Annotated in this window: 14 protein-coding genes; 3 read left to right on the top strand and 11 right to left on the bottom strand. The window is 70.2% G+C overall.

Features of this window, described 5'->3' with window-relative positions; all coding sequences use genetic code 11:
* Positions 1-2: 2 nt before the first annotated feature.
* A complete protein-coding gene (locus AC4BGB_RS00565; RefSeq protein ID WP_490544018.1) occupies positions 3-2,264 on the bottom strand; it encodes a catalase in 2,262 nt (753 codons plus the stop codon).
* A gap of 133 nt (positions 2,265-2,397) precedes the next feature.
* On the opposite strand from AC4BGB_RS00565, the gene AC4BGB_RS00560 reads away from it, so the two are divergent.
* Positions 2,398-3,765 (top strand): serine/threonine-protein kinase, encoded by a 1,368-nt coding sequence (locus AC4BGB_RS00560; protein ID WP_490544017.1) that lies wholly within the window; start codon positions 2,398-2,400, stop codon positions 3,763-3,765.
* 19 nt (positions 3,766-3,784) lie between these two features.
* Here the strand turns inward: AC4BGB_RS00560 and AC4BGB_RS00555 are convergent, their stop codons facing one another.
* The 8 genes from AC4BGB_RS00555 to AC4BGB_RS00520 form a co-directional block, all read right to left on the bottom strand.
* Complete coding sequence (locus AC4BGB_RS00555) at positions 3,785-4,117, bottom strand: cupin domain-containing protein (protein WP_490544016.1); 333 nt, start codon at positions 4,115-4,117, stop codon at positions 3,785-3,787.
* Between the two features lie 49 nt (positions 4,118-4,166).
* Positions 4,167-4,898: a respiratory nitrate reductase subunit gamma gene (narI, locus tag AC4BGB_RS00550; RefSeq protein ID WP_490544015.1), complete on the bottom strand. Its 732-nt coding sequence runs from the start codon at positions 4,896-4,898 to the stop codon at positions 4,167-4,169.
* Positions 4,895-5,599 carry a nitrate reductase molybdenum cofactor assembly chaperone gene (gene narJ / locus AC4BGB_RS00545; protein WP_490544014.1) on the bottom strand — a complete coding sequence of 235 codons (705 nt, stop codon included), beginning with the start codon at positions 5,597-5,599 and terminating at the stop codon, positions 4,895-4,897. Before narJ ends, narI begins: the two co-directional genes overlap by 4 nt.
* Positions 5,596-7,263, bottom strand: coding sequence for a nitrate reductase subunit beta (narH, locus tag AC4BGB_RS00540; protein WP_490544013.1), 1,668 nt, complete (start codon positions 7,261-7,263; stop codon positions 5,596-5,598). Before narH ends, narJ begins: the two co-directional genes overlap by 4 nt.
* 2 nt (positions 7,264-7,265) lie before the next feature.
* Positions 7,266-11,009, bottom strand: coding sequence for a nitrate reductase subunit alpha (locus AC4BGB_RS00535; protein WP_490544012.1), 3,744 nt, complete (start codon positions 11,007-11,009; stop codon positions 7,266-7,268).
* Positions 11,006-12,238, bottom strand: coding sequence for an MFS transporter (locus AC4BGB_RS00530; RefSeq protein ID WP_490544011.1), 1,233 nt, complete (start codon positions 12,236-12,238; stop codon positions 11,006-11,008). The genes AC4BGB_RS00535 and AC4BGB_RS00530 overlap by 4 nt, the downstream gene beginning before the upstream one ends.
* Positions 12,239-12,359: 121 nt before the next feature.
* On the bottom strand, positions 12,360-12,737 hold the full coding sequence (locus AC4BGB_RS00525; RefSeq protein WP_490544010.1) for a PaaI family thioesterase: 378 nt from the start codon (positions 12,735-12,737) through the stop codon (positions 12,360-12,362).
* Between the two features lie 26 nt (positions 12,738-12,763).
* On the bottom strand, positions 12,764-13,417 hold the full coding sequence (locus AC4BGB_RS00520) for a PaaI family thioesterase (protein ID WP_490544009.1): 654 nt from the start codon (positions 13,415-13,417) through the stop codon (positions 12,764-12,766).
* Between the two features lie 38 nt (positions 13,418-13,455).
* Between AC4BGB_RS00520 and AC4BGB_RS00515 the strand changes: the two genes are divergently transcribed.
* Positions 13,456-15,309 carry an FAD-dependent oxidoreductase gene (locus AC4BGB_RS00515; RefSeq protein WP_490544008.1) on the top strand — a complete coding sequence of 618 codons (1,854 nt, stop codon included), beginning with the start codon at positions 13,456-13,458 and terminating at the stop codon, positions 15,307-15,309.
* A 6-nt stretch (positions 15,310-15,315) separates the two neighbouring features.
* On the opposite strand, the gene AC4BGB_RS00510 is transcribed toward AC4BGB_RS00515, so the two are convergent.
* Positions 15,316-16,338 (bottom strand): M48 family metallopeptidase, encoded by a 1,023-nt coding sequence (locus tag AC4BGB_RS00510; protein ID WP_490544007.1) that lies wholly within the window; start codon positions 16,336-16,338, stop codon positions 15,316-15,318.
* Positions 16,339-16,412: 74 nt separating this feature from the next.
* Positions 16,413-17,021 carry a TetR/AcrR family transcriptional regulator gene (locus AC4BGB_RS00505; protein WP_490544006.1) on the bottom strand — a complete coding sequence of 203 codons (609 nt, stop codon included), beginning with the start codon at positions 17,019-17,021 and terminating at the stop codon, positions 16,413-16,415.
* A gap of 93 nt (positions 17,022-17,114) precedes the next feature.
* On the opposite strand from AC4BGB_RS00505, the gene AC4BGB_RS00500 reads away from it, so the two are divergent.
* Positions 17,115-19,256 carry a hypothetical protein gene (locus AC4BGB_RS00500; protein WP_490544005.1) on the top strand — a complete coding sequence of 714 codons (2,142 nt, stop codon included), beginning with the start codon at positions 17,115-17,117 and terminating at the stop codon, positions 19,254-19,256.
* The last annotated feature ends 61 nt before the right edge of the window (positions 19,257-19,317 follow it).

The following is a 19,317-nucleotide window of genomic DNA, read 5'->3' as shown; positions in this document are numbered from 1 at the left end:
TCCTAGGCGACCGTCGCGGGGAACCTCTCCCAGACACGGTGCGAGGCCATCTGCTGCTGCACCTCGGTGAACACCGCGCTGGCACGTTCCCCGGTGACCACGCCGACGCTACCGGCGGCGACGGTGCGCTGCACAGCAGCGACTCCCTCGCCCCAGGCGCCGATCACCTTCCCGTGACGCCAGCACTCCTCGATCATCAGGATCACCCGCGGGTCGAGGTCGGCATCGGTGGAGGCACCCGCCTCGGACTCACGGGCGATCACGGCGTCGGGCGCCGGCACCGGGTTGCCGGCGAGCAGCAGCACGTCGTACTCCACCGAGCGGCCCGTGGAGAAGGTGCGCTGCACCGGCATGCCGTCGACCATCCCGCCGTGGGGTGCGATCAGCAACGGCACCATCCCGGCGGAGAAGATCGTGGCACGGAGCTCGGGGACACCGGACAGGTCGCCGTCGGGGTCGACGACGATGCCCACCATCCGGCCGTCCGGCGGCCACTCGCCGCCGATCTGCGAGAGCGCCGGGCTGGGCGTCACCTCGGCCAGGGGAACGGTCGGCTCCGGTGCAGGCAGGCCGAGCCCGGTCGCGACCTCGGCGCACAGCACCGGGTCGATGTTGGCCAGGCACTGCAGCTGGCGCTCCTTGATGGCCTGCTCGTAGCACTTGCCGAGCTCGAAGGTGTACGCCCGGATGATGTGCTCCTTCTCCACCGGCGTCATGCTCTCCCAGAACAGCCGGACCTGGCTGTAGTGGTCGTCGAAGGACACCGGGTTGGCGCGCACCTTGGTCGCCTCCGCGACCCGCACCGGGGTGTCCACGAACGCGCCGTCCTCGGGACCGGCGACGAACGGGTTGCCGCCGTCCAGCGAGTTCGGCTTGTACGCCGCGACACCGCTGTGCACACCGTGCTGGTGGAAGCCCTCGCGATGCATCGAGTTCACCGGGGCGTGCGGCCGGTTGATCGGGATCTGCACGAAGTTGGGCCCGCCGAGGCGGGTCAGCTGCGTGTCCAGGTAGGAGAACAGCCTGGCCTGGAGCAACGGGTCGTTGGTGACGTCGATGCCCGGAGGCAGGTGCCCGAGGTGGTAGGCGACCTGCTCGACCTCGGAGAAGAAGTCGGACGGGGTCGCGTTCAGGGTCAGCTTGCCGATCGGCTGGACCGGTGCGATCTCCTCGGGAACGATCTTGGTGGGGTCGAGCAGGTCGATCCCCTCGAAGGTCTCCTCGGGGATGTCCGGCATCACCTGGATGCCGAGCTCCCACTCCGGGAACGCGCCGGCCTCGATGGCGTCGTAGAGATCCCGACGGTGGAAGTCGGGGTCGATCCCGGCGAGCATCTGCGCCTCCTCCCAGGTCAGGGAGTGCACGCCCAGCACCGGCTTCCAGTGGAACTTCACCAGCACCGTGGCGCCCTCGGCGTTGACCAGGCGGAAGGTGTGGACGCCGAAGCCCTCCATCATCCGGTAGGAGCGGGGGATGCCCCGGTCGGACATGTTCCACATCGTGTGGTGCTGGGCCTCGGTGTGCAGCGAGACGAAGTCCCAGAACGTGTCGTGGGCGCTCTGTGCCTGGGGGATCTCGCGGTCGGGGTGGGGCTTGGCCGCGTGGATGATGTCCGGGAACTTGATGCCGTCCTGGATGAAGAACACCGGGATGTTGTTGGCGACCAGGTCGAAGGTGCCCTCCTCGGTGTAGAACTTCGTGGCGAACCCACGCGTGTCCCGCACCGTGTCGGCCGAGCCCCGGTTGCCCAGGACCGTGGAGAAGCGCACGAAGACGTCGGTCTTCTTGCCCTTCTTCAGGAATCCGGCCATGGTCACGTCGTCGGCGGTGCCGTAGCCCTCGAAGACGCCGTGGGCGCCGGTCCCACGTGCGTGCACCACCCGCTCGGGGATGCGCTCGTGGTCGAAGTGGGTGATCTTCTCGCGCAGGTGGTGGTCCTGCAGCAGCGTCGGGCCGCGCTCCCCCGCCTTGAGCGAGTGGTCGGTGTCCCGCAGCCGCGCACCGTTCGCGGTGGTCAGGTAGGCGCCCTGCTGGGCGGCCGACGTGACCGGTGCGCCGGTCTCTGCTCCCGTGGGGGTCCGCGTGTCCGGGGCGCCCTGCTCGTCCTTGGGAGGCAGCGGCGGCTTGGGCTCGGTCGGCTCCTCGAGCGGCGCGGGTGCGCTTCCAGGCACTCCGGGCACCCTCGGGGTCAGCATTTCCGCAGCCTTCTCGGCGGTTGCTTCCACCGCGTCCTTCACAGCCTTGGCGGGCTTGCTGACATCCATGTGTACTCCTACTTACTGGGGGAAGGTGGACTCCTACCTGTACCCAGCCCGCCGGTGGGTCACACACCCATCTCATCGCCACGCCGTTGCCTACGATGGTCCCCGGCATCGACATCTCGACCGAAGGACACCCGTGATCGCAGGTAGGTACACGCTCGAGCGCGAGGTCGGCCGAGGCGGCACCGGCGTGGTCTGGCTCGGTCGTGACGAGGTGCTCGGGCGGCCGGTCGCCCTCAAGCGGATCGGCATGCTGCCGGGCGCCGACGGCACCGACCTGGCACGCGCCGAGCGCGAGGCGCGGTTGAGCGCCCGCCTCAACCACCCGCACGTTGTCGCGGTCTTCGACACCGTCGTGGACGCCGCCACCGACGCCCACTGGCTGGTGATGGAGTACGTCGAGGGGCTGACCCTCGCCGAGCTGGTCAAGCAGCGCGGCGCTCTCTCCCCCGACGAGGCCGCGCCGCTGCTGGGACAGGTCGCCGACGCCCTCGTCGAGGCCCATGCCGCCGGCATCGTGCACCGTGACGTGAAGCCCTCCAACGTGCTGGTCGACCGCTCCGGGAACGCGAAGCTCACCGACTTCGGGATCGCGCGGATCGCCACCGACCCCTCCCTGACCCAGACCGGCCTGGTCACCGGGTCACCGGCCTACCTCGCCCCGGAGGTGGCCACCGGCCAGGGCAGCACCGAGTCGGCCGATGTGTGGTCACTGGGGGCGACGGCCTTCCATCTCCTGGCCGGCCGGCCGCCGTACGAGATCGGCGACCACGTGCTCGGGGGCCTCTACCGGATCGTGAACGAGGAGCCGCCGCGCATCGACGCAGGCTGGATGAACCCGATGCTCGAGGGCACGATGGTCCGCGACCCCGGCCGGCGCTGGACGATGGAGCAGGTGCGCGACTTCCTGCGCGACCCCGCGCACCCGGTGCCGCCCCGGGCGGAGTCCTCGACCCAACCGCTCACCACCGTCGCGCCCGCTGTTGTGGCTCCGGCCCGCGAGCGACGCTCCCGGGGCCCCCGGGGCCGGGCGCTCGGGATCGGGCTGGCCCTGGTGGCGCTGCTCCTCGCCGTCGCCGTGGCGCTGTACGCAGTCCTCTCCGGCGACGACCCGGCCACCGACCAGGCGACACCGAAACCGTCGCCGACTCCTTCCGCCACCGAGAGCGCCGCCCCCCAGCCGACCGCGGAAGGGATGGAGACCTTCATCCGCGACTACGTGCGCGCGGTGGCGGAGGACCCGGCGCAGTCCTGGCAGATGCTCACCCCCAAGTTCCAGCGGGAGAGCGGCGGGTTCGAGAGGTATCGCCGGTTCTGGACGCCGGCGACCAACGGTCGCGTGCTGAGCATCTCCGCCGACCCGGAGGACCTGGTGGTCAGCTACCAGGTCCGGTTCGACAACTTCGCCAACGGGCCCGGCCCGACCGTGCTCAAGCTGAAGTTCGAGGACGGCCGCTACCTGATCGACGGCGAGGAGTCGGAGGGCTTCGTCCCGGCGGGCTGAGGCCCCGGCGACCTGCCGCTCAGCGGTGCAGGGCGGTGGTGAGCAGCACGACCGAGTCCTCGTCGGCCTCCAGCGTGTGCCGGGCGTCGGGCACGACGACCAGGTGGCCGGCCGCGCCCTTGCGGACGATCTCGCCGGAGACGATCCGGACCCGGCCCTGGAGCACGTGCACCGTGGCCTCGCCCGGGTTCTCGTGCTCGTCGAGGAGTTGACCGGCGACCAGGGCGATCACCGTCTGGCGCAGGATGTGCTCCTGACCGCCGTACACCGTCTTCGCGCTGCGGCCGCTGGAGGAGGAGCGCGCGAGGTCGAGCTGTTCCCGGGCGAGCGCGGTCAGTGAGGTGTTGTCCATCTGCTTCCGATCTGTGCGTGGTCGTGGGGCACGGGGCCTCAACGGGGCCTCAACGGTCGATGCTCTCCCAGCCGCGGCGCGGCCCGTGCATGCCCAGCTGCGTGTCGTCGCGGCTGCGGTAGACGATATAGGGCCGGGTCAGGTAGCCGAGCGGGGCACTGAACACGTGCACGAGCCGGGTGAACGGCCACAGCGCGAACAACCCGAAGGCCACCAGCGCGTGCAGCTGGAAGCCCAGCGGCGCCTCGCCCATCAGGTCGGCGTCCGGCTGGAAGGCGAGGAAGGACCGGTACCAGACCGAGACGCCCTCGCGGTAGTTGTAGTCACCGCCGATGGTCAGGATGGAACCCGCGACGGTGTTCCACATGCCCAGCACGATGGCCGTCGCCAGGAACGCGTACATCAACTTGTCCATCCCCGTGGTCGCGGAGAACACCGGGCCGACGGTGCGGCGCCGGTAGACCAGGATCGCCATCCCCACGACCGTCATCAGCCCCGCGATCAGTCCGCCCACGACCGCGATCACGTGGTAGGCCTCGGGACTGATCCCCACCGCGTCGGTCCACGACTGCGGGATCAGCAGGCCGAGCACGTGGCCGCCGACCACGCCGAGCATCCCGAAGTGGAACAGCGGGCTGCCGATGCGCAGCAGCCGGCTCTCGTAGAGCTGCGAGGACCGGGTGGTCCACCCGAACTTGTCGTAGCGGTAGCGCCAGAAGTGCCCCACCACGAACGTGGCCAGGCACAGGTACGGCACGATGATCCAGAGGAACTCGTTCATGCTCGCGCTCCCGGGAAGGTCGGCATCGGGAGCGCCACCTGTTCGCCGTGCGGTGCTCCGGGGCTGAACTCCGGGGTGGCGAAGGGGGCCAGGCCGACCTCCTCCTCCGGAGGACCCTCGGCGGCCAGTCGGCGTACGGCGTCCTGCTCCTCGCCCCGCAGCGGCGGCAACGTGGCGCACACCGCGTCGACCACCGTGGCCCAGGGCGAGCCGAGGCCGCCCAGCGAGAGGCGCAGCAGCTCCAGGCCGGCGCGGTGGTCGAGGATCAGGTCCCGTCCGCGACGGTGGTCGATCGTCGCGGCGTACTCGAGCACGACGCAGAGGTGGTCGGGCAGCTCGGCATCACTGAGCTCGAACCCGGACTCGAGGTAGGTCTGCTTGAACCGGAGCAGGGCCATGCCGCGCTTGCGGGTGTCGCCGTGGGCGAAGTAGGTCAGGAACAGGTTGCAGCGCCGTCTGCTGTCGAAGGTCTCCACGTAGTCCTGCTGCAGCACACCGAGGTCGGTCGCCGCGAGGTGGGCGAGGAACTCCCCGATCGAGGGGCCGACCGGGTCGGGGAGCGCCCGGGCGACCGAGCGCAGCACCGGGAGCTGCTCGCGAAGCGGCTCGTCGGGGTAGTCGAGCAGCAGCGACGCCGCCTGCCAGGCCAGCGTCAGCGTCTGCTCGGAGTGCGCCGGCCTCGGCCGGCTGCGCCGGGTCACTCGTCCTCCCCCTCGCCGGCGCGTGGCGGGAACAGCCCGCCGGGTGAGCCCTTGCCGTCCCAGTTGAGCAGGTTCACCCGCTCGTTCTTGCCCTCAGGACCCGCCATCGAGTCCGAGGTCTGCCGGCTGCGCAGCATCTGGAAGTTCTCGACCGCGATCGGCGTGGGGGCGCCGGAGCCCTCCCCGAACGGTCCCGAGCCGCCCATGCCCGGGCCGCCCTCGTAGTTCAGCGAGCACTCGGTGGCGAGCTCCTCGAGCGAGTGCGCCTGCTCCGCGTGCGCGGGCGGGATCACGTAGCGCTCGTCGTACTTGGCGAGGGCGAGCAGGCGATACATGTCATACATGTCCTCCTCGCTCATCCCGACCGACTCGGGGATGGACCCGTCGGGGTCGCGGCCCAGGTTGATGTCGCGCATGTAGGAGCGCATCGCGGCCAGCCGGTGCAGCACGGCGTCCACCGGCCGTACGTCGCCGGCGGTGAACAGCTCCGCGAGGTACTCCACCGGAATGCGCAGCGCGTCGATCGCCGCGAACAGGTTGCGCTGGTCCTCGGCGTCCTCGCCGGTCTCGCGGACCACCTCCACCACCGGCGACAGCGGCGGGATGTACCAGACCATCGGCATCGTGCGGTACTCCGGGTGCAGGGGAAGCGCCACCCGGAAGGTGTTGATCAGCGCGTGGATCGGCGATCGCTGTGCCGCCTCGATCCAGTCGTGCGGGATCCCGGCCCTCTCGGCCTCGCGGACGACCTCGGGGTCGGCGGGGTCCAGGAACACCTCACGCTGGGCCTCGTAGAGACCGTGCTCGTCCTCGGTGGAGGCAGCCGCGAGGACCTTGTCGGCGTCGTAGAGCACCAGACCGATGTAGCGCAGCCGACCCACGCAGGTCTCCGAGCACACGGTCGGCAGGCCCACCTCGACCCGCGGGAAGCAGAACGTGCACTTCTCGGCCTTGCCGGTGCGGTGGTTGAAGTAGACCTTCTTGTAGGGGCATCCGGTGACGCACTCGCGCCAGCCGCGGCACCGGTCCTGGTCGACGAGGACGATGCCGTCCTCCTCGCGCTTGTAGATCGCGCCGCTGGGGCACGACGCCGCGCACGACGGGTTCAGGCAGTGCTCGCAGATCCGCGGCAGGTAGAACATGAACGTCTGCTCGAACTCGAACTTCACCTTGTCGCCGATCTTCTCCAGCATCGGATCGAGGTGGGCTGTCTTCGTGGAGCCGCCGAGGTCGTCGTCCCAGTTCGCCGACCACTCGATCTTCAGGTCCTTCCCCGAGATCAGCGACTTCGGCCGGGCCACCGGTGAGTGCTCCTGGGCCGGGGCGTCGGTGAGGGTGGCGTAGTCGTAGGTCCACGGCTCGTAGTACTCGTCGATCGAGGGCAGCTTGGGGTTGGCGAAGATCGTGAGCAGCTTCTTGAACCGGCCACCGGCCTTGAGCCGGAGCCGGCCCCGCCTGCCCAGCTCCCAGCCGCCCTGCCACCGCTCCTGGTCCTCGTAGGTGCGCGGGTAGCCGAGCCCGGGCCGGGTCTCCACGTTGTTGAACCAGACGTACTCCGTGCCGGACCTGTTGGTCCACGCCTGCTTGCAGGTCACCGAGCAGGTGTGGCAGCCGATGCACTTGTCGAGGTTCATCACCATCGCCATCTGGGCCATGACTCGCATCTTCAGTACTCCACGTCCTGTGAGCGCTTCCGGATGATCGTGACCTCGTCGCGCTGGTTGCCGGTGGGGCCGAGGTAGTTGAAGGCGAAGGCGAGCTGGCCGTAGCCGCCGATCAGGTGGCTGGGCTTGACCAGCAGCCGGGTCAAGGAGTTGTGGATCCCGCCCCGGCGACCGGAGGCCTCCGCGATCGGTACGTCGATCAGCCGGTCCTGTGCGTGGTACATGAACACCGTCCCCTCGGGCATCCGGTGGGAGACGATCGCCCGGGCGACCACGACCCCGTTGCGGTTGACGGCCTCGATCCAGTCGTTGTCCTCGATCCCGACCTTCGCCGCGTCGCGGTCGCTGATCCAGATGTTCTGGCCACCGCGGGAAAGCGAGAGCATGAACAGGTTGTCCTGGTACTCCGAGTGGATCGACCACTTGTTGTGCGGGGTCAGGTAACGCACGGCGAGCCCCTCCACGCCCGCCGACCCGTCGGTGGTGCCCAGGACCGGCTCGGCGAACAGCGACGCCATGTTCAGCGGCGGGCGGTAGACCGGGAGCGACTCGCCGAGCTCGGCCATCCAGTCGTGGTCGAGGTAGAAGTGCATCCGCCCGGTCAGCGTGTGCCACGGCTTGAGCCGCTCCACGTTGATCGTGAACGGCGAGTAGCGCCGGCCGCCGGACTCCGACCCGGACCACTCCGGCGAGGTGATCACCGGCACCGGCGGGCCCTGGGTGTCGGCGAAGGTGATCTGCTTGCCCGCGTGCTCCTCGGCGAGGTCGGCGAGCCGTACGCCGGTGCGCTGCTCCAGCGTCTTGAACCCCTGCGTCGCCAGCTTGCCGTTGGTGGTGCCCGACATCGCCAGGATCGCCTCGCAGACGTGCACGTCGCGCAGCAGCGAGGGCCGCCCGTCGGCCACTCCCCCGCGGACGGCGCCGTTCTTCCGGCGCAGGTAGTCGACCTGCTCGGAGAGCTCGAAGGTGACCCCCTTCGTGGTCGCCCCCAACGTGTCCATCAGCGGGCCGAGGGCGTTCATCTTCTCCGCGACGGCACCGTAGTCACGGGTCACCTCGACGAGCTTCGGCATCGTGACGCCGGGCACCGGGTCGCACTCCCCCTTCTTCCAGTCCCGGACCACGCCGTGGGGGTTGGCCATCGCGTCAGGGGTGTCGTGGGTGAGCGCCACCGCCACCACGTCCTTGCGCACCCCGAGGCGGCCGGCGGCGAGCTCGCTGAACTTCGCCGCGATGCTCTGCCAGGCGTCCCAGTCGGTCCGGGTCTGCCACGGCGGCGCGATCGCCGGGTTGAACGAGTGCACGAACGGGTGCATGTCGGTGGTGTTCAGGTCGTGCTTCTCGTACCAGGTGGCCGCGGGCAGGACGACGTCGGAGTAGATCGTCGTGCTCGTCTGCCGGAAGTCGATCGTCATCAGCAGGTCGAGCTTGCCCTCGGGTGCCTCCTCGCGCCACCGGACGTCCTTGGGCCGCTGGCCCTCCGGCGCCTCGGTCGCCCGCAGCGAGGAGCCGGTCCCGAGCAGGTGCTTGAGGAAGTACTCGTTGCCCTTGCCGGAGGAGCCGAGCAGGTTGGCGCGCCAGATCGACAGGATCCGCGGGTGGTTCTGCGGGGCGTCCGGGTCCTCCCCGGCGAACGACAGGTCCCCGGACCGGAGCTGGTCGACGACGTACTGCGCCACCGGCTTGTCCGCGGCGGCAGCGTCCTCGCAGATCGTGAGCGGGTTGCGGTCGAAGGTCGGGTACGACGGCATCCACCCCATCCGGGCGCTCTGCGCGATCACGTCCGCGGTGGTCTTGCCGGCCAGCTGGCCCTGTCCCGTGGTCGCGGCGAGCGTGTCGGCACCGAACGGGTCGTAGCGGAACTGGTCCGTGTGCAGGTACCAGAACGCGGTCTGGATCATGTTGCGCGGCGGCCGGTTCCAGTCCAGGGCGTTCGCGACCTGGGTGTAGCCGGTGATCGGGCGCACCTTCTCCTGGCCGACGTAGTGCGCCCATCCCCCGCCGTTGACCCCCTGGCAGCCGGTGAGGTTGGTCAGGGTCAGGAACGCCCGGTAGATGGTGTCGGAGTGGAACCAGTGGTTGGTGCCGGCCCCCATCACGATCATCGAGCGGCCCTTCGAGTCGGCTGCGTTCTGAGCGAACTCGCGACCGATGCGCGCGGCCGTCTCCGCCTTGACGCCGGTGATCTGCTCCTGCCAGGCCGGGGTGCACGGCGAGTCCGCGTCGGCGTACGACGTGGGCCACTGGCCGGGCAGCCCCTCGCGCCCCACGCCGTACTGCGCGAGCAGGAGGTCGAAGACCGTGGTCACCAGGTGCCCCGCCACGTGCCGCACGGGGACCCCGCGGACGAGGTCGTCAGCCGCACCGTCGGGGGTGTCGAAGCGCGGCAGCCGCACCCGCACCGATGGACCCACCGGGTCGCGCAACGACAGCTTCGGGTCCACCTCGCCGAGGTCGAGGTTCCACTTCCCCACCCCGGCCTCACCGAACCGGTGCCCCAGCGACCCGTTCGGCACCACCGCCTCGTCGGTCCGCGCGTCCACCAGGACGGTCTTGAACTCCGCGTTCTCCCCCGCCCCGCCGGTTGAGCCGTCCTCGGTGGTTGAGCCGTCCTCGGTGGTTGAGCTTGTCGAAACCAGGTCCGCGGCCGTGAGGAACTTCCCCGGCCGGAACACCCCGTCCGCCCCCTCCTCGAGCCGGACGAGGTGGGGCAGATCGGTGTACTTCTTCACGTACTCGGTGAAGTACGGCGTGTGCCGGTCGACGAAGAACTCCTTGAGCACGACGTGCCCCATCGCCATCGCCAGGGCCCCGTCGGTGCCCGGCTTCGCCGACAGCCACTCGTCGGCGAACTTCACGTTGTCCGCGTAGTCCGGGGCCACCGCGATCACCTTCTGCCCGCGGTAGCGCGCCTCGGTCATCCAGTGCGCGTCGGGCGTCCTGGTCACCGGCAGGTTCGAGCCCCACATGATCAGGTAGCCGGCGTTCCACCAGTCCCCCGACTCGGGCACGTCGGTCTGGTCGCCGAAGACCTGGGGAGAGGCGACCGGGAGGTCGGCGTACCAGTCGTAGAAGCTCAGCATCGAGCCGCCGACCAGGTTCACGAACCTGGCCCCGGAGGCGTGCGAGACCAGCGACATCGCCGGGATCGGGGAGAAGCCCGCGACCCGGTCCGGGCCGTACTCCTTGATCGTGTGCACGTGGGCCGCCGCGATGATCTCGGTGGCCTCGTCCCACGTGGCGCGGACCAGGCCGCCCTTGCCGCGGGCGGACTTGTAGGCGCGCGCCAGCTCGGGGGTCTCCACGATGTGTTCCCAGGCACGCACCGGGTCGCCGCCGTGCAGCGCCTTGGCCTCCCGGTACAGCTGGAGCAGCACCCCGCGGACGTAGGGGTAGCGGACCCGGGTCGGCGAGTAGGTGTACCAGGAGAACGCGGCACCACGTGGGCACCCGCGAGGCTCGTACTCCGGGGAGTCGGGGCCTGCCGAGGGGTAGTCGGTCTGCTGGGTCTCCCAGGTGATGATCCCGTCCTTGACGTAGACCTTCCACGAGCACGACCCGGTGCAGTTGACCCCGTGGGTGGAGCGCACCACGGTGTCGTGGCTCCACCGGTCGCGGTAGAAGCTGTCGGCCCCGCGGCCACCCTTGCGGTGCAGGGTGCGCAGGTCGTCGGAGACCTCACCCTTGGTGAAGAACCGGCGGCTGCGGATCATCGCGTCGCCCAGCGGGTCGAGGATCTCGGTCATGTGCGGCTCCGCTCAGCGGTCCGGCGTACGACGGTCAGGGTCAGCACCAGCGTCAGCGCGGCGGCGACGGCGAGGAGCACCAGCCCGATGGCGTAGGAGTCCGTCTGGCCGTAGATGTAGCCCATCACCAGCGGAGGCACGAACCCGCCGAGACCGCCCGCGGCGCCGACGAGCCCGGTCACCCCGCCCACGCGCTTGGGGTCGGTGACCTGTGCGATCAGGGCGAACGTGGCGCCGCTGCCCGAGCCCAGGGCTGCGGCCATGGCGAGGAAGGCGATCGTGCCGAGCCACTCGAGCACCGGGTTCCCCGCGGCGACCCCGGCCCCGGCGACCACGACGGCGTAGCCGACGGCAAGCACTGGGATGGCGCCGAACCGGTCGGAGAGCCACCCCCCGACGGGACGCATCGCCACCGCGATCACCACGAAGCCGGCCATCCGGTTGGCGGCGTCACCGGCCTCGAGGCCGTAGGCGGTCTTGAGGTACGTCGGCAGGTAGACCGAGAACGCGACGTACCCACCGAATGCGACGGCGTAGAGGATGCACGCCTGCCAGGTGATCGGGAGCCTGGCGTTGGCCGCGAGCCGGCTCCCCAGGCTTCCCTCCGGGACCGTCCGGCCGGGGGCGTCCCTCATGAAGACCCAGGCCACCACGGCGTAGACGGCCAGGAACGACGCGGTGAGGACGAAGGGAGACGACTCCCCGTAGTCGTCGTACAGCGTGACCGTGGTCAGCGCGCCGATCGCGGTGCCGCCCATGCCTGCGCCGAAGATTCCCGTCGCCAGGCCACGGCGTTCCGGCGGGAACCAGGCGTTGACCATCGGCACTCCCACGGCGAAGGCCGTGCCGCCGATCCCGAGGAAGAAGCCGGCGACGAGCAGGGCGGCGTAGCTGTCGAGGGCGAAGAACCCGATGAACAGGACCGGGAAGATCGTGGCCACCGAGACCAGCGGGAACATGATCCGGCCCCCGAACCGGTCGGTCCAGGCGCCGACGAGGATCCTGCCCAGGGAGCCCACGATGACCGGCACGGCCACCAGCAGCGCCACGTCGGACTCGGAGAGGTCGCCGAGACGGCCCTCGGTGCGCAGCAGCGGGCCCAGCGGGCTCAGCAGCGCCCAGGCCCAGAAGTTGATCGCGAAGCCGACCGTGGCGAGGACCAGCGTGATCCACGCGCGAGCCGGCACGACGGGCGCTCCGGTCCGGGTGCCGGTGCTGGCTGATGCCATCGCCTGGGCCCCTCACCGCCGACGCGTTGGCGCGGACCGAGTTCCGGCGCCACACCTTCCACTGTTCGTCGGGGACGGTCAGCAACGGAGGGACCAACGATGGTTCAGGATGTGACCTTGGTCACTTCTTCCCCACCAGGGCGAAGGTCGCCAGCGCGTGCACGAGCGGCTTCCCGTCCTGCTCCACGTCCGCCTCGCACACGGTGAGGCTGTCCCCCCGCTTGCTCACCTTCGCGGTCACCTCGAGGGTGCCGGGCTTGCCCGGTCGCAGGTAGGTGATCGTGAGCTGGCTGGTCGCCGGGAGCTCCTCGTCGATGGCACTGCGTACGGCGGCGCCCATGGTGGTGTCCACCAGCGTGGCGAGCATGCCGCCGTGCACGGTGCCGCCGGGATTGAGGTGCCGCTCGTCCACCTCGACCGAGAGGTGCGCGGTCCCGTCCTCCGCCTCGGGCTGGTGGGCGCCGACGAGCTCGATGAAACCGGGGTCGTTGTCCGTCATCGCTCGACCGTACCGTCTGCCGCGGCCTACACGCGTGCCCAGCGGGGCCGGATGAAGACTCCCTCGGCCTCCACGGTGACACCCTCCTCGTCGGCGAGGTGCCCGACCACGAAGGACTTCCACCCCTCGACACGGTCGACCCACGCCTCGGCGCGGAGGGGGACGTGGAGGCGGGTGCCGCGGCGGTAGCGGATCGACAGGGTCCCCGTCATCCGCGGCACCTGGTCGGCCCCCGCTGCGGCGCCGAACACGTGGTCCAGGACCAGCGCGGTGACTCCCCCGTGGACCAGCCTGGGTGGGCCCTCGTAGGCGGCTCCCAGGGTGAACTCACACCACGACCGGCTGACCCCGTCGCTCTCGATCGCCAGCGGCGGTGCGATCGCGTTGCGCAGCCCCATGATCGCGTTGCCCCAGTTGCGGCCGGTCCCGTTGCCGATGCGGACGCCGTACGAGTGCGGGGCCACCTTGCCCCGCAGGAGCTCGTTGGCCGCCTCGATGTGCTCCCGCGCCCGGCGTACGTCGTCGAGGCCGACCTCGCTGCGGATGCCGAGGTCCACGAGCTCGCGCAGGCTCTCGGTGAACGGCACCCGGACCTGCCGCTCCTCCTCGATCTCCTCGGGGCTGGCGTCGTCGAGCTCCCAGCCGTCCGGCAGCCGTGCCATCAGGTCGTCGTCCGCCATCTCAGCTCCACCCTCGAGGTCATGGGACGGGCACCATCGTGCATGAAGTTGACGCGTGTCAATTCTGGCCCTACGTTTCGCGACGCAGCCCCGCTGATGCCGGACGACCCGAGGAGCCCCCGATTCCCGACTCCACCCCCGATTCCGCCCTCGACTCCACCCCCGACTCCATCCCCGGGCACGACTACGACGTCCTGGTCATCGGCTCCGGCTTCGGCGGCAGCGTCACCGCGTTGCGGCTCACCGAGAAGGGCTACCGGGTCGGCGTGCTCGAGGCAGGACGCCGGTTCGCCGACCACGAGTTCGCACAGACGTCGTGGAAGAGCCGCGACTACCTGTTCGCCCCCGCGCTGGGCCTGACGGGCATCCAGCGTCTCGACCTGCTCCGCAACATCCTGGTGATCAGCGGAGCAGGGGTCGGCGGCGGCTCCCTGGTCTACGGCAACACCCTCTATGAGCCGCCCCGAGCCTTCTACGACGACCCGCAGTGGCGCGACATCACCGACTGGGCCGACGAGCTGGCGCCGCACTACGACCAGGCCAAGCGGATGCTGGGTGTGGACGAGAACCCGCGGGTGACCCCGGCCGACGAGCTGATGCAGTCGGTGGCAGACGAGCTCGGCGTCTCGCGGACCTACCGTCAGACCCAGGTGGGCGTCCTGTTCGGCGAGAGCTTCGGAACCGGTCCCGGTGAGCGGGTGCCTGATCCCTACTTCGGTGGCGCCGGTCCCGACCGCAACGCCTGCCTGCACTGCGGCGAGTGCATGACCGGGTGCCGGCACAACGCCAAGAACACGATGCCGAAGAACTACCTCTATCTGGCCGAGGAAGCCGGGGCGGTGGTCCACCCGTTGACCACCGTGACCGATGTCCGGCCCCGGGACTCGGGCGGCTATGCGGTCGAGACCCATCGCACGGGGCGTACGACGCGCCGCGGCCGGCGTACCTTCACCGCCGAGCACGTCGTCTTCGCGGCCGCGGCGATGGGCACCCAGAAGCTGCTGCACAAGCTGCGCGACTCCGGCAGCCTCCCACGCATCTCACCCCGTCTCGGTGAGCTCTCACGGACCAACTCCGAGGCGGTGCTCGGCGTGCGCGCCCGGGGGGACGACATCGACTACTCCGAGGGCGTGGCGATCACCTCCTCGATCCACCTCGACGAGTCCACCCATGTCGAGCCGTGCCGCTACGGCCACGGCTCCAACACCATGGGCCTGATGATGGCGGTGCTCACCGACCCCGTGCCCGACCGCAGGCGGATGGCGGTCGCCCTCAAGGAGATGTGGGCGCGCCGAGCCGACCTGCGCCGGCTGCACGACCCACGACGCTGGTCGCAGCAGACGGTGGCGTTCCTGGTGATGCAGAGCGCCGACAACTCGTTGACGACCTACACACGCAAGCGCCGGATCACCGGCAGACGGACGATGACCACGCGCCAGGGGGTCGGCGAGCCCAATCCCACGTGGCTTCCCGAGGCCCACACCTTCGCTCGCAGCGCAGCGCGGCAGATGAACGGCATCGCGGGGGCGGGCTGGGCCGACATGTTCGACATCCCGACGACCGGGCACTTCATCGGCGGCTGCGCGATCGGCGAGACCTCCTCCACCGGGGTGGTCGACGCGCACCACCGGCTGCACGGCTACGAGAACCTGCACGTCATCGACGGCTCCACCGTCTCGGCCAACCTCGGCGTGAACCCCTCTCTGACCATCACCGCGATGGCCGAGCGCGCGGTCTCGTTCTGGCCCAACCGAGGCGAGCCTGATCCGCGTCCTCCGCTCGGCGCGCCCTACGCCCGGGTGTCCCCGGTGGCTCCGCGCTCCCCCGCCGTGCCGGCGCACGCACCCGCGGCGCTCTGGCTGGGCGACATCGGTCGCCCAAGGGAGTCGTGAGCTGCCTTAGGGCCGTCGGCGCAGCGTCTCGTCGAGCCAGCCCTTGAGGCTGCCCAGCGCTCCCGCGGTCTCGTGCACGAACCGGCCCAGGGCGTCCTGGGTACTGCGGAAGGACTCGGCATAGCTCTGGGCGGCCTCGCGCGCCGACTCGCTCATGCTGGCGCCGTCGTCCTCGGTGCGACGCGGGTAGGTGCCGCCGAGGATGCGGGTGTACTCCCCGCTCTCCACCCATCGCCGCAGCTCCCAGGCCCGGACGACGGCGAACGGGTGGGACTGGTTCTCCACGAGCATCAGCTTGAGCAGCGACTCCCGCAGGTCGCCGGCCTCGTCGTACTCGATGCCCTGGGCGAAGAACGACGTGGTGTCGAGGTCGTCGAGGTTGCCGCCGCTGGCCAGCTTCATGTGCACCCGGAACGCGACGCCGGGATCCTGGGTGGCCAGCACACCGGCCCGGTCGGCCGAGAGCTCGGCCTTGCGTGACCACTCCATCAGCGCGGCGACGATCACCCGGAAGCCGAGACCGCCGATCACGGTGGCGTTCACGACGCCGGTGAGCACGAGCAGCCGCTGCAGCAGGGTCTGGTAGACCGCGTGCCCGCTCGCGGCGTGACCGACCTCGTGCGCGATCACGAAGCGCAGCTCGTCCTCGTCGAGCAGGTTCACCAGCGCGCTGGTGAGCACGACGATCGGCTTGTTCATGCCGATCGTCATGGCGTTCAGGTTCGGGTCGGCCACGACGTACATCTCGGGCAGCTCGGCCACGTCCAGGGTCCTGCCCACGTCGGCCAGCAGCAGGTGCAGGCGCTGGAACTGCCGCTCATCGACCCGGATCCCTGACCCGAGGAACTGCAGGCGTACCGCCCGTTCGTTGAACATCCCCGAGAGCGCCTTGAGCACGGTGTCGAAGCCCTTGAGCTTGCGCAGCGCGACCAGTGCACCGCGGTCCGCGGGGTGCTCCCAGGCACGCGAGCTGATCTCGGGGAACAGGACGCGGGGGCGCACAGGCCTCGTCTCGGGCATGTCGCGCATCCTGCCACTGTGCCTGGCCCTGCGCGGGCGAACCGGCTCAGGCCTGCACGGAGGCCGAGGTCCCGCAGGGCTCCCTAGGGCCGGGTGATCGGAGCCTGGAGCATGCCCGCGATCGCGTCGCACAGGAACACGCCCACCTCGTGCCAGCGCGCAGGCTCTCCGGTGTCGGCCGCTTGCTCCTCGACCTCGGCGCACGCGGTGCTGACGACGTGGGTGGTCAGCCGGGCCCGGCCCTCGACGATCTGCGGGTCCAGGTGCGCGAGGCGCCTGACCACGGACCTCACCACGTCCGCCGCCACCGACTCGCGGTCACCACGCTCGCGCAGCAGCTGCGCGGTGGGCGGGTCGTGCAGGGCCTGGTCCAGGAACCGGGCCCGCCAGGTGGGGGTGGGCAGCTCGGCGAAGCTCGCCGTGAGCGGGATGATCAGCGCCCGGATGTCGCCGAGCAACGAGTCCGACTCCTCGAACATCCGCCGGTACTCCGGCTCGAGGGTCTGCCGGTGCCGCCCGATGAGCTCCATCAGCAGTCCCTCGCGGCCGCCGAAGTAGTAGTGCACCGCGGAGTGGTTGCTGTTGCCCGCAGCCTCGGCCACCTGGCGGTCGGAGACCGTCGGGATCCCGCGCTCGGCGAAGAGCCGTTCGGCGGCGTCGAGGAGACTCTGCCGGCCGTCGTTGCGGGCCATCGCTCCCCTCTCGTGACGCCACCCGGTGGACTGTGACCCGGCTAACCCTAGTGCGATCCCGCCATTTTAAGTCATGTGACTTAGCCTCGACGAGTGACCTCGACTGCTTCGCTGACTCCTCCCACGGACCACTACTCGGTGAAGTACCCGCCTCCCCCGCCGGAGTCGCCGGCCGAGCGCAAGGGCCGTCTCGCTGCGCTGTTCGTGATGCCGTTCATCATCATCACGATGATGTACGCGACGTACATGGGCACGATGCACAACCCGCACCCGCGCGACCTGCCGGTGGCGGTGGTGGGCCAGGGCGCAGTGGCGGAGCGGTTCGCCGCCGATCTGGAACGTGACTCCGACGGGGCCCTGGAGGTGCGGCTGGTCGGCGACGCCGCCGAGGCCGAGGACCTCGTCCACGACCAGGAGATCGCCGGCTCCATCGCGATCCCGGACAGCGCGGACGGCAAGGCGACCGTGCACCGCACCATGGCCGCGGGCGCGTCCCAGGCCACCGTGGTCGACAAGCTGCTCGGCCCCGCCGCAGCGGCGAACGGCTGGCAGGTGGAGACGGTCGACCCGGAGCCACTGCCCGAGGGTGACGGCTCCGGGACGATGGTGCTGTTCGCGGCGATGGGGATGATGCTCGCCGGCTACGTCCCGCTCAGCACCATGATGATGGGCACGCCGAACCTGCTGCGGGTGCGCAAGTTCTTCCCGATCGCGATCGGCTGGGGCGCACTCACCAGCTCGCTGATCTGGTTGATCCTGGGTCCGATCGTGGGCGCGGTCGAGGGCCACTACCCGCTGTTCCTCGGTGTCGGCACACTTGCCGTGGCCGCGGTGGGTGTCGCACAGCTGCTGCTCACCAAGGTGATGGGCCCGTTCGCCGTACTGCTCGGGATGCTGCTGTGGGTCATCTTCGGGATGCCGTCCTCCAACCTGGCGATGTCGATCCACTCCCAGCCCGGCTTCTTCCAGTGGCTGCACGGCGTGCTGCCGCTGCCTGCCGCCGGAGAGGCGCTGCGCTCGGCGGTGTACTTCGACGGCGAGGGGTTCTGGAAGCACGTCGCGACGCTCGCCGGGTTGCTGGTCGTGGCACTGCTGCTCGCGGTGGCCAAGGAGCGCAAGTCGGGCGACGTGGTGATCGCCGGCCCCGTCCACATCGGACGCGATGCCCCGCTCGCCTCGCTCTCGGGCGGCCCGGTCGCGTCCTACCGTGCCCGCGTCATCGCGGCCGCGCTGTTCCCACTCAGCATCCTGGTCTCCGTGGTCACCCTGATGGGGCTCTCGATGCACCAGCCGGAGGTCCGCGACATGCCGGTCGCGGTGGTGGCTCCCAACGCCCAGGCGGTGCAGTTCGCCGCCTCGGTCGAGCCCACCCTGGGCCAGTACGCCGACCTGCAGCTGAACTTCACCGCCGACGAGGCAGCCGACGGCATCCGCAGCCAGGACCTCGTGGCGGCGTACGTGCTGCCCACGAAGGCCGGGGAGAGCCCCACCCTGCTGACCGCCTCGGGTGCCGGCGCCAGCCAGCAGTCGGCCGTGACGCAGATGTTCCAGGGGGTCGCCGCCGCGAGCGGCGCCGAGCTGGTGGTCGAGGACCTCGCACCGTTGAGCGACGACGACGTGAACAGCTCCAACAGCATGTACGTCGGGATGAGCTGGATCATGGCCGGCTTCCTGTTCTTCGCCGTCATGCGCGGGGGCGCTCCCGACCTGACCCGCACCCGTCAGCTGCTGCCGTTCGTGGCCGGGTGGTCGGTGGGCATCTCGGTGTGGCTGTGGTTCCTCTTCGACGTGATCATCGGGGCGGTCAACGGCAACGCCCTGCAGATGATCGGGTACGGCGCGTTCACCGTCTTCGCGATCGCCTGGGCCTCGGCGATCGTGATCCGCAGCCTCGGCCTAGGTGGGCTGATCCCGGTGATGGTGATGGTGATGCTCGCCGGCGTACCCGCCTCCGGAGGTGGGCTCTCGGTCTACATGGTTCCGGAGTTCTTCCGGCCCCTCGCCGACGTACTGCCGCTGCCTGCCGCGGTCGACATCGCCCGGTCCCTGACCTACTTCGACGGGATCGGTGTCTGGGGCGACCTCCTGGTCCTGGCGATCTGGGGTGCGGTCGGGCTGATCGTGAACCTGCTGGTGGTGGATCGCTGGGTGAACAGGGCGACCGCCCGCCCCCACGCCCCCATGGGACCCCGGCACGGCCGGGCGAAGCCGGAGGAGATCGAGGCGGCCGCCTGAACCTCGAATCGGGTCAGTAGGGTTGGACGCGGTGCGCCGGGAAGTCTGGTCGGCAACGAAG

It is taken from the genome of Nocardioides sp. Z30_9 (genome assembly GCF_058215735.1).
The sequence above is the reverse complement of the archived record's forward strand: the minus strand, read 5'-3'. Positions and strand labels throughout refer to the sequence as shown.